Origin of the sequence: Streptomyces sp. NPDC005435 (assembly GCF_040703155.1) — a bacterium.
GTDB lineage: Bacteria > Actinomycetota > Actinomycetes > Streptomycetales > Streptomycetaceae > Streptomyces.
Window position 1 is genome coordinate 457,679 of record NZ_JBEXEQ010000001.1, and the last position, 12,849, is coordinate 470,527.

At 68.1% G+C, this 12,849-nt stretch carries 12 protein-coding genes; 6 read left to right on the plus strand and 6 right to left on the minus strand.

The window, feature by feature from the left end; translation table 11 throughout:
• Positions 1-28: 28 nt before the first annotated feature.
• On the minus strand, positions 29-1,111 hold the full coding sequence (locus tag AB0898_RS02135; protein WP_356100796.1) for an inositol-3-phosphate synthase: 1,083 nt from the start codon (positions 1,109-1,111) through the stop codon (positions 29-31).
• Positions 1,112-1,155: 44 nt separating this feature from the next.
• Positions 1,156-1,839, minus strand: coding sequence for a helix-turn-helix transcriptional regulator (locus AB0898_RS02140; RefSeq protein WP_366800882.1), 684 nt, complete (start codon positions 1,837-1,839; stop codon positions 1,156-1,158).
• 364 nt (positions 1,840-2,203) lie between these two features.
• Between AB0898_RS02140 and AB0898_RS02145 the strand changes: the two genes are divergently transcribed.
• Both AB0898_RS02145 and AB0898_RS02150 read left to right on the plus strand, forming a co-directional pair.
• Complete coding sequence (locus AB0898_RS02145) at positions 2,204-4,825, plus strand: transglycosylase domain-containing protein (RefSeq protein WP_366800883.1); 2,622 nt, start codon at positions 2,204-2,206, stop codon at positions 4,823-4,825.
• A gap of 128 nt (positions 4,826-4,953) precedes the next feature.
• Positions 4,954-6,459: a glycosyltransferase 87 family protein gene (locus AB0898_RS02150; RefSeq protein WP_366800884.1), complete on the plus strand. Its 1,506-nt coding sequence runs from the start codon at positions 4,954-4,956 to the stop codon at positions 6,457-6,459.
• A gap of 72 nt (positions 6,460-6,531) precedes the next feature.
• On the opposite strand, the gene AB0898_RS02155 is transcribed toward AB0898_RS02150, so the two are convergent.
• The 3 genes from AB0898_RS02155 to AB0898_RS02165 form a co-directional block, all read right to left on the minus strand.
• Positions 6,532-7,563, minus strand: a complete 1,032-nt coding sequence (locus AB0898_RS02155) for an alanine racemase (RefSeq protein WP_366800885.1) — start codon at positions 7,561-7,563, stop codon at positions 6,532-6,534.
• A gap of 102 nt (positions 7,564-7,665) precedes the next feature.
• Positions 7,666-8,787 (minus strand): peptidoglycan bridge formation glycyltransferase FemA/FemB family protein, encoded by a 1,122-nt coding sequence (locus AB0898_RS02160; RefSeq protein ID WP_161183373.1) that lies wholly within the window; start codon positions 8,785-8,787, stop codon positions 7,666-7,668.
• Between the two features lie 192 nt (positions 8,788-8,979).
• Positions 8,980-9,297, minus strand: a complete 318-nt coding sequence (locus AB0898_RS02165; protein ID WP_366800886.1) for a hypothetical protein — start codon at positions 9,295-9,297, stop codon at positions 8,980-8,982.
• A 279-nt stretch (positions 9,298-9,576) separates the two neighbouring features.
• Between AB0898_RS02165 and rpsF the strand changes: the two genes are divergently transcribed.
• From rpsF to rplI, 4 genes are all read left to right on the plus strand, one after another.
• Positions 9,577-9,867, plus strand: coding sequence for a 30S ribosomal protein S6 (rpsF, locus tag AB0898_RS02170; protein ID WP_003975025.1), 291 nt, complete (start codon positions 9,577-9,579; stop codon positions 9,865-9,867).
• A gap of 68 nt (positions 9,868-9,935) precedes the next feature.
• Complete coding sequence (locus tag AB0898_RS02175; protein WP_366800887.1) at positions 9,936-10,511, plus strand: single-stranded DNA-binding protein; 576 nt, start codon at positions 9,936-9,938, stop codon at positions 10,509-10,511.
• A 42-nt stretch (positions 10,512-10,553) separates the two neighbouring features.
• Entirely contained in the window at positions 10,554-10,790 is a 237-nt protein-coding gene (gene rpsR / locus AB0898_RS02180; protein ID WP_003949403.1) for a 30S ribosomal protein S18, read from the plus strand.
• Between the two features lie 18 nt (positions 10,791-10,808).
• Positions 10,809-11,255 (plus strand): 50S ribosomal protein L9, encoded by a 447-nt coding sequence (gene rplI, locus AB0898_RS02185; protein ID WP_366800888.1) that lies wholly within the window; start codon positions 10,809-10,811, stop codon positions 11,253-11,255.
• Positions 11,256-11,420: 165 nt separating this feature from the next.
• On the opposite strand, the gene AB0898_RS02190 is transcribed toward rplI, so the two are convergent.
• Positions 11,421-12,758, minus strand: a complete 1,338-nt coding sequence (locus AB0898_RS02190; RefSeq protein ID WP_366800889.1) for an MATE family efflux transporter — start codon at positions 12,756-12,758, stop codon at positions 11,421-11,423.
• Between the last annotated feature and the right edge of the window lie 91 nt (positions 12,759-12,849).

Sequence of the window (12,849 nt, forward strand, 5' to 3'; positions counted from 1 at the left end):
GCAGGAGCGTTCTCGTGCGAGCGGAGCTTTAGCGCTCGACGTCGCCGCGGATGAACTTCTCGACGTTCTCGCGGGCCTCGTCGTCGAAGTACTGAACCGGCGGGGACTTCATGAAGTACGAGGACGCGGAGAGGATCGGGCCGCCGATGCCGCGGTCCTTGGCGATCTTCGCGGCGCGCAGGGCGTCGATGATGACGCCGGCCGAGTTCGGGGAGTCCCAGACCTCGAGCTTGTACTCCAGGTTCAGCGGGACGTCACCGAAGGCGCGGCCCTCGAGGCGGACGTAGGCCCACTTGCGGTCGTCCAGCCAGGCCACGTAGTCGGACGGCCCGATGTGGACGTTCTTCTCGCCGAGGTCCCGGTCGGGAATCTGGGAGGTGACGGCCTGCGTCTTGGAGATCTTCTTGGACTCCAGGCGCTCGCGCTCGAGCATGTTCTTGAAGTCCATGTTGCCGCCGACGTTCAGCTGCATCGTGCGGTCCAGGATCACACCGCGGTCCTCGAACAGCTTCGCCATGACGCGGTGCGTGATGGTGGCGCCGACCTGGGACTTGATGTCGTCACCGACGATCGGCACGCCCGCCTCGGTGAACTTGTCCGCCCACTCCTTGGTGCCCGCGATGAAGACGGGAAGGGCATTGACGAAGGCGACCTTGGCATCGATGGCGCACTGGGCGTAGAACTTCGCGGCGTCCTCGGAGCCCACGGGGAGGTAGCAGACGAGCACGTCGACCTGCTTGTCCTTGAGGATCTGGACGACGTCGACCGGCTCGGCGTCCGACTCCTCGATGGTCTCGCGGTAGTACTTGCCGAGACCGTCGAGGGTGTGGCCGCGCTGGACGGTGACACCGGTGGTGGGCACGTCGCAGATCTTGATGGTGTTGTTCTCGGAGGCGCCGATGGCGTCCGACAGGTCGAGGCCGACCTTCTTGGCGTCGACGTCGAACGCGGCGACGAACTCGATGTCCCGCACGTGGTAGTCACCGAACTGCACGTGCATCAGGCCGGGGACCTTGGCCGCCGGGTCGGCGTCCTTGTAGTACTCGACGCCCTGCACCAGCGACGCGGCGCAGTTGCCCACGCCGACGACGGCTACGCGAACCGAACCCATTCCGGTTGCTCCCTGTGTGTACGAGTGAGGCCCTGAGTGGGCCGTCACGTGGCGGTGTCGCCGGGCGTATCCGTCCCCGGGAGGTCCCTGGGACGGGGCAGGCCGCCCGCCGATCCAGATGTGGTGTCCTGCTGAGCGGACTCCCCGGACTCCGACCCCTTCAGGTCGCGTCCGGCCCGCTCGCTTTCGATGAGCTCGTTCAGCCAGCGCACCTCGCGCTCCACGGACTCCATTCCGTGGCGCTGGAGCTCAAGCGTGTAGTCGTCGAGCCGCTCCCGGGTGCGTGCCAGGGAGGTGCGCATCTTCTCCAGACGCTCCTCCAGGCGGCTGCGCCGGCCCTCCAGCACGCGCATCCGCACATCGCGCGAGGTCTGCCCGAAGAAGGCGAACCGCGCGGCGAAGTGCTCGTCCTCGTACGCGTCCGGGCCGGTCTGCGAGAGCAGCTCCTCGAAGTGCTCCTTACCTTCGGCCGTCAGCCGGTAGACGATCTTCGCGCGGCGCCCGGTGAGGGGGGCCGCCAGAGCGTCTTCGCGGGTGTTGCCCGGTTCCTCGATCAACCAGCCGTTTACGACCAGCGTCTTGAGGCAGGGGTACAGCGTTCCGTAGCTGAAGGCCCGGAACACACCCAGGGATGTATTGAGTCGTTTGCGCAGTTCGTAGCCGTGCATCGGAGACTCGCGCAACAGCCCGAGTACGGCGAACTCAAGGATGCCGGAACGCCGGCTCATGATCGCCTCCTCTCGGCACACAGCGTCTTTGTCTCGCGCTGATGTATCGACTCGATACATCCCGACGATAGAACGGCCCCCGTTGTGCGACAAGGGGGCAGATGGTGAACGGGATCACATCACTGATTCGTACGCGGCAAGTTGCCTGATTTGGGGTGAACTTCAGGGCTCGGAAGGTTTTGGCGGTGCGTAGTCTGTGCGCCATGCACACCACCGGGAACCATGGGGCGCTTGGGGGGCGTCGTGGTCCCCGGTGCAGTACGGGTGAATGCAGCAACGACCGCATCCGTACTTCGGGGGGACCGGAAACCAGCCGCTGTTTCCAGGCGCGCACGGGTGCGCCTGCCCGAGGAGTAATCGTCCGATGAGCGAGCACCGTCGCAAACCGCCGCCGCCGCAGGGAGGCGGACGTGCCGCGGCCCGACGCGGCCAGCCCGGCCCGTCCTCCGGCCGCCGAGCGGCCCCGCGAGGCGCCAACGAGGCCCCTGCCGACTCCTATGGTGACGAGCCTGCCTACGGCAGCCGTGCCGAGGCGCGCCGCGCGAGCCAGAGAGGCGGCGGTCGCCGCCAGGGTCCCGACACCACCGGCCCGGGGCGCGGCCGAGGCCGTGCCGCCGCGGCCCCCACCCGTTCGAGGTTCATCGACTACCCCCGCGCGGGCAGGGACGGCTGGCAGCGCTGGCTGCCGTCGTGGAAGGTCGTGACCACGGTCTGCATCGCGTTCTTCGGAAGCCTGGTGGCCCTGGTCGGCGTGGGTTACGCATGGGTCGGCATCCCGAGCGAGAACGATGCGGCCAAGTCCCAGAACAACGTGTACTACTGGGCCGACAAGTCCCAGATGGTGGCCACGGGCACCGGTGTGAACCGGCAGAACGTCCCCATCGAGAAGATTCCGCTGGCCATGCGGTGGGCGGTGATCTCGGCCGAGAACAAGAGCTTCTACAAGGACTCGGGCGTGGACCCCATGGGTATCGCACGCGCCCTGGCCAACATGGCGCGCGGCGGCCAGACGCAGGGTGGTTCCACCATCACCCAGCAGTTCGTGAAGAACACGTACCTGAGCCAGGATCAGACCGTGACCCGCAAGTTCACGGAGATGATCATCTCCCTGAAGGTGGGCACGAAGCGGAGCAAGGACCAGATCCTCCAGGGGTATCTGAACACCTCGTACTTCGGGCGTGGTGCGTACGGCATCCAGGCCGCCGCGCACACGTACTACGGCAGGGACTCGGACAAGCTGACGCCTAGTCAGTGCGCCGTGCTCGCGGCACTGCTGAAGGGCCCCACGTATTACGACCCGGCCGGTAACACCGACCTGGACAAGGCCGCCACTCCGGAGGCCAACCTGCACCTCTCCACGGAGCGCTGGCGCTGGATCCTCGGTGAGATGCACAAGGACAACCACCTCACCGACGCCGAGTACCAGAAGGCGGTCAGCAAGTACCCGATGCCGAGCGGCCGCAAGGCCACCAAGGGCATGACGGGCCAGATCAGCTACCTGGCCGACACGGCGAAGAAGTACGTGCTGAAGCACTCCAAGATCACCGAGGCTCAGTTCGACAAGGGCGGCTACCAGATCTACACGACCTTCCAGAAGGACAAGGTCGACGCTCTGACGACTGCCGTGAAGAAGATCCAGAAGGACCGTCTCCACCCCGAGACCGAGCCGAAGGACAAGTACGTCCAGTTCGGCGCGGCTTCCGTCGTCCCCGACGACGGTGCCATAGTCGCCCTCTACGGTGGTGCCGGATACGAGAACGGCCACTTCACCAACAACGCGGACACCTCGGGTGTCCCCGTCGGTTCGACGTGGAAGCCGTTCGTGCTGGCCGCGGCCATGGAGCACGGCACGTACGACTCCGACGGCGAGGGCATCTCGCCGTTGAGCAAGTACAACGGCAACGACCATCTCAAGGTCAGAAGGCCGGACGGTTCCTACTACCTCACCAAGGACAACTCGATCTTCTACCAGAAGAACGAGAGTCCTCACCCGTGGGGTTACATCACCTTGCGCAAGGCGATGGAGCAGTCCGTGAACACGCCGTTCGTTCAGCTCGGCGTCGATGTCGGGCTGGGACGGGTCCGGGACATGGCCCGCTCGGCCGGCATCCTCGACGACAGCATCTCGAAGGACCTCAACCCGTCCTTCTCCATCGGTACCTCCACGCCGAGTGCCATCCGCATGGCGGACGCCTACGCCACGTTCGCCGCCTCCGGTAAGCACGCGGAGCCGTATTCCGTGACCGCCGTCAAGCACGATGGCGTGCAGGAGCCGGGCTTCGACAAGCCGGAGACCAAGCGGACCATCCCCGGCGACGTGGCCGACAACGTCACGAACGTGCTGGAGAACGTCATCCAGAACGGCACGGGCACGAAGGCCAAGGCTCTGGGGCGTACGGCGGCCGGCAAGACCGGTACCACCGACAAGAACAAGTCGGCCTGGTTCGTCGGGTACACCCAGCAGCTGTCCACCTCGGTGGCCATGTTCCGTGAGAATCCGGAGAACCACACCCTGCTCTCCATGAACGGAACGGCGGGCGCGGACTCCATCCACGGTGGCGACATTCCCACCCTGGTCTGGACCGAGTACATGCAGGCGGCGCTGCAGGGTAAGAGCGACCCGGGCTTCCCGGACCCCACCAAGATCGGCAAGGTTCAGGACGAGGCGGGTGCGCCTTCTCCGACCCCGTCCATCAGCCTCACGCCGAGCGCGACCCCGACCGAGTCGCCGAGCCCGTCGCCGACCGAGTCCGAGCTGGAGCCGTCGCCTTCGGCCACCGTCACCTGTGGCTTCTTCGGCTGCCGGGACGGCGGAAATGACAACGGCGGCAACGGCAATGGCAATGGAGGCGACGGAGGCAACGGCACCGGCGGCTTCAACGGTGGCACCGACACCGGCGGCGGCGGTGAGCCCAGCCCGAGCAACTCGGCCACGGAAACCCCAGGCACCACCCGGGGAGGCTTCTTCGGAGGTCAGGACGGCTAGCCCGTCCGAATGACCGGTTGCGTCCCCGACGACCGGTACGCCTGTTTCACGTGAAACATGGGCCGCCGCACCTGTGAGGTGCGGCGGCCCACGGCTTTTTCCGGGGCGCGTACGGCAGGATGTGCCCCATGCCCAGTGCTGAAACGACGCCCGCGCGCGTGCCCGAGCCGGAGACGGTACGACCGACCCGGGAGGACGAGATCGCCGCGGCCGGCAGCGAGCTGATCGGCGGCCCGGTCGGGCGGCGTGCCCTGCTCGGAACGTCCTGGTGGACACCGGTCAGGGTCATCGCCCTCGTGGCGATCGGCATGTTCGCCCTCGGCCTCGTCCAGAAGGCGCCCTGCTACGACGGTGCCTGGTTCTTCGGGGCCAGCTCGCAGTACACGCACGCCTGCTATTCGGACATCCCGCACCTCTATCAGGGGCGCGGCTTCGCCGACGGACTCGTGCCGTACTTCGACAGGCTCCCGACCCAGAACCCGGGCGACATCGAGTACCTCGAATACCCGGTGCTGACCGGCGTGTTCATGGAGGTCGCCGCCTGGCTCACCCCGGGCAGCGGCAGCATCCAGCAGCAGGAGCAGTGGTACTGGTTCGTCAACGCCGGGATGCTGATGATCTGCGCCGCGGTCATCGCCGTGTGCGTGGCCCGTACGCACCGGAGGCGCCCCTGGGACGGGCTGCTGGTCGCCCTGGCGCCCGCTTTCGCCCTGACCGCCACCATCAACTGGGACCTGCTGGCCGTCGCCCTGACCGCCGCCGCGATGTTCATGTGGTCGCGAAGCCGCCCGGTCGCCTTCGGTGTGCTGCTCGGGCTCGCCACGGCCGCCAAGCTCTACCCCGTCTTCCTGCTCGCGCCGCTGCTCGTGCTGTGCTGGCGGGCCGGCAAATGGCGGGCGTTCTTCCAGGCGGTGGGCGGCGCGGTGGTCGCCTGGCTCGTGGTGAACCTGCCGGTGATGCTGTTCGCGTTCCCTGGCTGGTCGAAGTTCTACCGGTTCAGCCACGACCGGCCCGTCGACTTCGGCTCGTTCTGGCTGATCTGGGCGCAGAACTCCGGCAACCCGCCCAGCATCGACTTCGTGAACACCGCGGCCAGCGCTCTGGTCATGCTGTCCTTCATCGGGATCGCGGCGCTGACGTTCTTCGCCCCGCGCCGTCCGCGCTTCGCCCAGCTCGCCTTCCTGATCGTGGCCGCCTTCATCCTCACCAACAAGGTCTACTCGCCGCAGTACGTCCTGTGGCTGGTGCCGCTGGCCGTGCTGGCCCGGCCCAAGTGGCGGGACTTCCTCGTCTGGCAGGCGTGCGAGGTGGCGTACTTCCTCGGCATCTGGATGTACCTCGCGTACACGACCAGCGGAGACGCCCACAAGGGACTGCCCACGCACGGCTACCACTGGGCGATCGCCCTGCACCTGCTGGGCACGCTCTACCTGTGTGCCGTGGTCGTCCGGGACATCCTCCTGCCGGAGCGGGACGTGGTGCGCCTGGCCGGGGACGACGACCCCTCGGGCGGGGTCCTCGACGGCGCGCCCGACGTGTTCGTCCTGGGCGCCGCCGCCCAGAACCGGCGGCCCACCGAGCCGCCCGAGATGCTCCGGATGGAGTGGGGAGTGCCGGGCGAGCCCACGCACTGAGCAGGACTCCGGGCAGGAAAAAGGCCGTGTACGAGAAGCTCGTACACGGCCTTTCCGCTTCCGTCCCGCGCTCTAGCGGTCGACGATCCGGTCGAACTGCGTGGTGGTGTGCCGCAGATGGGCCACCAGCTCGTCACCGACCTGCGGCTCGGGGGCGTCCGACGGCACGAACAGGATCGACACCTGCATGTGCGGCGGCTCGGCGAACCACCGCTGCTTGCCGCCCCAGACGAACGGGGCGAGGTTCCGGTTCACCGTGGCGAGGCCGGCCCGGGCGACGCCCTTGGCGCGCGGCATGACGCCGTGCAGGGCCTTCGGGGCCTCCAGGCCCACTCCGTGCGACGTACCGCCCGCCACGACCACCAGGTAGCCGTCGGAGGCCGCCTTCTGCTGCCGGTAGCCGAAGCGGTCGCCCTTGGCCACGCGCGTGACATCCAGGACGGCGCCGCGGTACTCGGTGGCGTCGTGGTCCCCCAGCCACAGCCGGGTGCCGATGCGCGCGCGGAACCGGGTCTGCGGGAACCGCTGCTGGAGCCGGGCGAGTTCCTCGGCCTTGAGGTGGCTGACGAACATGGTGTGCAGCGGCAGCCGGGCCGCGCGCAGCCGGTCCATCCAGCCGATGACCTCGTCGACCGCGTCCGTGCCGTCGGTGCGGTCCAGCGGGAGGTGGATGGCGAAGCCTTCCAGGCGGACGTTCTCTATGGCCTGGTGCAGCTGCGGCAGGTCCTGCTCGCTGATGCCGTGCCGCTTCATCGAGGACATCACCTCGATGACGACACGGGCGCCCACGAGGCCGTACACGCCGTCGACCGACGACACCGACCGCACCACGCGGTCCGGCAGCGGCACCGGCTCCTCGCCGCGCCGGTACGGCGTCAGCACGAGCAGGTCGCCGCTGAACCAGTCCTTGATGCGCGCGGCCTCGTACGTGGTGCCGACGGCGAGCATGTCGGAGCCCAGCCGGGTGGCCTCCTCCGCCAGCCGGTCGTGCCCGAAGCCGTAGCCGTTGCCCTTGCAGACCGGGACGAGTCCCGGGAACTGCTCCTGCACGTGCTTGTGGTGCGCCCGCCAGCGCGCGGTGTCGACGTAGAGCGTGAGCGCCATGGCCGGACCGGAACCTTTCTCGTGGCTGGGGTGGATCAGGGGGGTGAGAGCCGTGCGGCCGGTGAAGGCCGCTCGAAGGCTATGGAATCAAAGGTTCGCTGCTCAGCGGCGCGACATGTAGATGTCGAGGGCCTTGTGGAGCAGCTTGTTCAGCGGGAAGTCCCACTCGCCGAGGTACTCGGCGGCCTGACCGCCCGTGCCGACCTTGAACTGGATGAGGCCGAACAGGTGGTCCGTCTCGTCCAGCGAGTCGGAGATGCCGCGCAGGTCGTAGACGGTGCCGCCGAGCGCGTAGGCGTCGCGCAGCATGCGCCACTGCATGGCGTTGGAGGGGCGGACCTCACGGCCGATGTTGTCGGAGGCGCCGTAGGAGTACCAGACGTGGCCGCCGACGATCAGCATCGTCGCCGCCGAGAGGTTCACACCGTTGTGGCGGGCGAAGTACAGCCGCATCCGGTTGGGGTCCTCGGTGTTGAGGGCCGTCCACATGCGCTGGAAGTACGACAGCGGGCGCGGCCGGAAGTGGTCGCGCACGGCGGTGATCTCGTACAGCCGCTGCCACTCCGCCAGGTCCTGGTAGCCGCCCTGGACGACCTCGACACCGGCCTTCTCGGCCTTCTTGATGTTGCGGCGCCACAGCTGGTTGAAGTTCTTGTGGACCTCTTCCAGGGAGCGGTTGGCGAGCGGCACCTGGAAGACGTAACGGGGCTGCACGTCGCCGAAGCCAGCGCCGCCGTCCTCGCCCTGCTGCCAGCCCATGCGGCGCAGCTTGTCGGACACCTCGAAGGCGCGCGGCTCGATGAAGTCGGCCTCCATGTCGCGCAGGCGCTTCACGTCCGGGCTCTGGATGCCCTTCTTGATGGTCTCCGAGTTCCAGCGGCGGATGATCACCGGCGGGCCCATCTTCACGGAGAACGCGCCCTGGTGCTTGAGGTGGGCCAGCATCGGCTGGAGCCACTCCTCCAGGTTCGGCGCGAACCAGTTGATGACCGGTCCCTCGGGGAGGTAGGCGAGGTAGCGCTTGATCTTGGGCAGCTGGCGGTAGAGGACCAGGCCGGCGCCGACCATCTCGCCGGTGCGCTCGTCGAACCAGCCGAGGCTCTCCGAACGCCATTCGGCCTTCACATCTGCCCATGCCGGGACCTGCATGTGGCTAGCCGCCGGCAGGCTCTGGATATAGGCCAGATGCTGCTCACGGCTGATGGTCCTCAGGGTCAGGCTCATGTCGGGGCGCTCCTCGGGCTGGTGTGTCCCCATGGGTACAGGGGCTCCGGCTCTCGCGCGAAGCCTACTGCCCGGTGCGAGCGCCCCGACTGGGGCGTACGGCACCTTCTCCCCGGCCGGTGGCCGGGAAGGTGCCCCCGGGTGTCTTCGTGGATGTGATGCGTGGGTGCTGTGCGCGGGACGGCGGGTGGGTCAGCCGCCGATCACTCCGCCGAACAGACCGCCGTTCGCCATGCCGAGCAGGAAGCCGATGCCGGAGGCACCGAGACCCAGGATCAGGCCGAAACGCTCGCGAGTGGTCACCGAGATCCACTGCCCGTACGCGCCGCCGACGATCCCGATCAGGCCGGCCCAGGAGGCGAGCAGGTGGAGACCCGGGAAGAAGGACGTGATGAAGGAGAGCAGTCCGAGGACCAGCGTCGCCACCGTCAGGGTGTCCTGAACCGGATGGGGCTTGCCGTCGGTGGCGAACAGGGAGCCGGCGATGTTGGGGAACGATGCCTGTGCCATGTGGGGCACCTCCTGCGGATAGCGGCGGCGCACTGTAGCGCCTTACACACCCGATGTGTACAGATTGGCTGCCCCCACCGCCTGATTTCAACCGGAAGCCAGTGTGCGGGTAGTCTGTAACGTCTGCACCGGTGTCTGCCCGCACCTTTCCAGGTCACTGCGCGGAACTTCCTTCGAAGTCTCCGACTGTCAGTGGCGGCCGATACCGTTGCGCACGCATCACGACCCTCCTGCCACGGAACGACCGTGGCCGCTGAGTCCAAAGGAGGTGGGTTCCACATGCGTCACTACGAGGTGATGGTCATCCTCGACCCCGATCTCGAGGAGCGTTCGGTCTCCCCGCTGATCGAGAACTTCCTCTCTGTCGTCCGCGATGGCGGCGGCAAGGTGGAGAAGGTCGACACCTGGGGCCGTCGTCGTCTGTCGTACGAGATCAAGAAGAAGCCCGAGGGCATCTACTCGGTCATCGACCTGCAGGCCGAGCCTGCGGTCGTCAAGGAGCTCGACCGCCAGATGAACCTGAACGAGTCGGTCCTCCGGACCAAGGTCCTCCGCCCCGAGATGCACTGAGCCTTCGGCTCAGCTGATCTCGGGATTCGAGTAGCAACCAAGCAGCTAACCCGCCGAGAGGTTCCCCCATGGCAGGCGAGACCGTCATCACGGTCGTCGGCAATCTTGTCGACGACCCCGAGCTGCGCTTCACCCAGTCCGGTGCGGCGGTCGCGAAGTTCCGCGTCGCGTCCACTCCCCGCACCTTCGACCGGCAGACCAACGAGTGGAAGGACGGCGAGAGCCTGTTCCTCACCTGCTCGGTCTGGCGTCAGGCGGCGGAGAACGTCGCGGAGTCGCTCCAGCGCGGCATGCGCGTCATCGTGCAGGGCCGGCTGAAGCAGCGGTCCTACGAGGACCGTGAGGGCGTCAAGCGCACGGTCTTCGAGCTGGACGTCGAGGAGGTCGGCCCCAGCCTGCGCAGCGCGACGGCCAAGGTCACCAAGACCTCCGGTGGCGGTGGCGGCGGTGGCGCACGCGGCGGCCAGGGCGGATACGGCGGCGGCGGTGGCGGCGGCTGGGGCGGTGGCTCCGGCGGTAACCAGGGCGGCGCTCCGGCCGACGACCAGTGGGCTTCCGGCGCTCCCGCCGGTGGCAACCAGGGCGGCGGCTGGGGCGGCAGCTCCGGCGGCGGTGGCGGCTACTCGGACGAGCCCCCCTTCTAAAGGGCTCGCATCCCCACTTCTTGATCACACAGGAGAAACACCATGGCGAAGCCGCCTGTGCGCAAGCCTAAGAAGAAGGTCTGCGCTTTCTGCAAGGACAAGGTCACGTACGTGGACTACAAGGACACGAACATGCTGCGGAAGTTCATTTCCGACCGCGGCAAGATCCGTGCCCGCCGCGTGACCGGCAACTGCACGCAGCACCAGCGTGACGTCGCCACGGCCGTGAAGAACAGCCGTGAGATGGCGCTGCTGCCCTACACGTCCACCGCGCGATAAGGGAAGGGTGACCGAAACATGAAGATCATCCTCACCCACGAGGTCTCTGGCCTCGGTGCCGCCGGCGATGTCGTCGACGTCAAGGACGGTTACGCCCGCAACTACCTGATCCCGCGGAAGTTCGCTATCCGCTGGACCAAGGGTGGCGAGCAGGACGTGGCGCAGATCCGCCGCGCCCGCAAGATCCACGAGATTCAGACCATCGAGCAGGCCAACCAGATCAAGGCCCAGCTCGAGGGTGTGAAGGTCATTCTGGCCGTTCGCTCCGGCGACGCCGGCCGTCTCTTCGGTTCCGTCACCCCGGCCGACGTCGCTTCCGCGATCAAGGCTTCCGGTGGCCCCGAGGTCGACAAGCGCCGCGTCGAGCTGTCCGCCCCGATCAAGACCCTGGGCTCCCACGAGACCTCGGTGCGTCTGCACCCCGAGGTTTCCGCCAAGGTCAGCGTCGAGGTTGTCGCGGCCTGACGCCGCGCGCAGCTTGAACAGCTGAGAGAGGGGCCGTCCCACGGGGGCGGCCCCTCTTCGCGTTCGTCACCGGGGGCGATGGGGCATCGGTGATCGGCCGTCGGCACCCTCGGCACGTTTCACGTGAAACCGGGACAACGGTGGGACGGAGGCTGCCGCCCCGCCTCAGCGGCTGGCGCCCGTCACGATCCACTTGCCCGAGCGGGCCCGCAGCCACAGGGTGAGCAGGCGGACCGTCATCATCAGGGTCATGGCCGCCCACAGCGCGGTCAGACCGCCGCCCAGCACGGGGACGAGCAGCGCCACCGGCGTGAACACGGCCAGGGTGGCCACCATCGCCCAGGCCAGATAGGGGCCGTCTCCCGCCCCCATCAGGACGCCGTCCAGGACGAAGACGATCCCGCAGACCGGCTGGGACAGCGCCACCATCAGGAGAGCGGGCAGTGCCGCGTTCCGTACCGTGGAATCGCCGGTGAACAGCGGCAGGAAGAGCGGCCGGGCGGCCACGACGAGCACGCCGAGGACGATGCCGGTCGCGATGCCCCACTGGACCATGCGGCGGCAGGCCTCGCGTGCGCCCGGGGCGTCGGCGGCGCCGAGGTACCGTCCGATGATCGCCTGTCCGGCGATCGCGATCGCGTCCAGGGCGAAGGCCAGCAGACTCCACAGGGACAGGACGATCTGGTGGGCGGCGATGTCCGCGTCCCCGAGCCGGGCCGCCATCGCCGTGACGATCAGGAGAATCGCCCGCAGGGAGAGCGTGCGGACCAGCAGCGGAACGCCCGCCTGGGCCGATGCCCTGATGCCGGCGAGGTCCGGCCGCAGCGACGCCCTGTGCCGCCGGGCCCCGCGCACGACCACCAGGAGATAGACGGCGGCCATGCCCCACTGGGCGATGACCGTGCCCCAGGCCGAGCCCGCGATCCCGAGCCCGGCCGGGTAGACGAGCAGCGCGTTGAGGACGGCGTTGGCGACGAAGCCCGCGACGGCGACGTACAGCGGGGTCCTGGTGTTCTGCAGACCGCGCAGTACACCGGTGGCGGCCAGGACCGTGAGCATGGCCGGGATGCCCAGCGCCGAGATGCGCAGATAGGTGGTGGCGTAGGGCGCCGCCGTGACGGAGGCGCCGAAGAGACGCACGATGTCCGGCGCCAGCGGCAGCACCACGGCGATGACCGAGGCGCCGATGAGCAGGGCCAGCCAGATGCCGTCCATGCCCTGGCGCAGGGCCGCGGGAAGGTCACCGGCGCCGACCCGCCGGGCCACCGCGGCCGTGGTGGCGTAGGCGAGGAAGACGAACACGCTCACGGCGGTCGTGAGGAGTGCCGTCGCGACGCCGAGACCGGCGAGCTGGGCGGTGCCGAGGTGGCCGACGATCGCGCTGTCGGCCAGGACGAACAGAGGCTCGGCGACGAGCGCACCGAAGGCCGGAACCGCCAGGGCGACGATCTCTCGGTCGTGCCGCCGACGAGTGGCCGGGGGAATCGCTGGAGCCTGTGTCATGAGCGTCAATGTATCCGTCCACAGGTAAGCGATGCAATTGTCATGTGACCCTTACATTCCGTCCTGGATCGCGGACGTTCGCGCGTTGTTC

Excerpts from the sequence above, each read along its gene's own strand:
- AB0898_RS02135 (WP_356100796.1), bottom strand. The coding sequence starts at position 1,111 with ATGGGTTCGGTTCGCGTAGCCGTCGTCGGCGTGGGCAACTGCGCCGCG.
- AB0898_RS02140 (WP_366800882.1), bottom strand. The coding sequence starts at position 1,839 with ATGAGCCGGCGTTCCGGCATCCTTGAGTTCGCCGTACTCGGGCTGTTG.
- AB0898_RS02145 (WP_366800883.1), top strand. The coding sequence starts at position 2,204 with ATGAGCGAGCACCGTCGCAAACCGCCGCCGCCGCAGGGAGGCGGACGT.
- AB0898_RS02150 (WP_366800884.1), top strand. The coding sequence starts at position 4,954 with ATGCCCAGTGCTGAAACGACGCCCGCGCGCGTGCCCGAGCCGGAGACG.
- AB0898_RS02155 (WP_366800885.1), bottom strand. The coding sequence starts at position 7,563 with ATGGCGCTCACGCTCTACGTCGACACCGCGCGCTGGCGGGCGCACCAC.
- AB0898_RS02160 (WP_161183373.1), bottom strand. The coding sequence starts at position 8,787 with ATGAGCCTGACCCTGAGGACCATCAGCCGTGAGCAGCATCTGGCCTAT.
- AB0898_RS02165 (WP_366800886.1), bottom strand. The coding sequence starts at position 9,297 with ATGGCACAGGCATCGTTCCCCAACATCGCCGGCTCCCTGTTCGCCACC.
- rpsF (WP_003975025.1), top strand. The coding sequence starts at position 9,577 with ATGCGTCACTACGAGGTGATGGTCATCCTCGACCCCGATCTCGAGGAG.
- AB0898_RS02175 (WP_366800887.1), top strand. The coding sequence starts at position 9,936 with ATGGCAGGCGAGACCGTCATCACGGTCGTCGGCAATCTTGTCGACGAC.
- rpsR (WP_003949403.1), top strand. The coding sequence starts at position 10,554 with ATGGCGAAGCCGCCTGTGCGCAAGCCTAAGAAGAAGGTCTGCGCTTTC.
- rplI (WP_366800888.1), top strand. The coding sequence starts at position 10,809 with ATGAAGATCATCCTCACCCACGAGGTCTCTGGCCTCGGTGCCGCCGGC.
- AB0898_RS02190 (WP_366800889.1), bottom strand. The coding sequence starts at position 12,758 with ATGACACAGGCTCCAGCGATTCCCCCGGCCACTCGTCGGCGGCACGAC.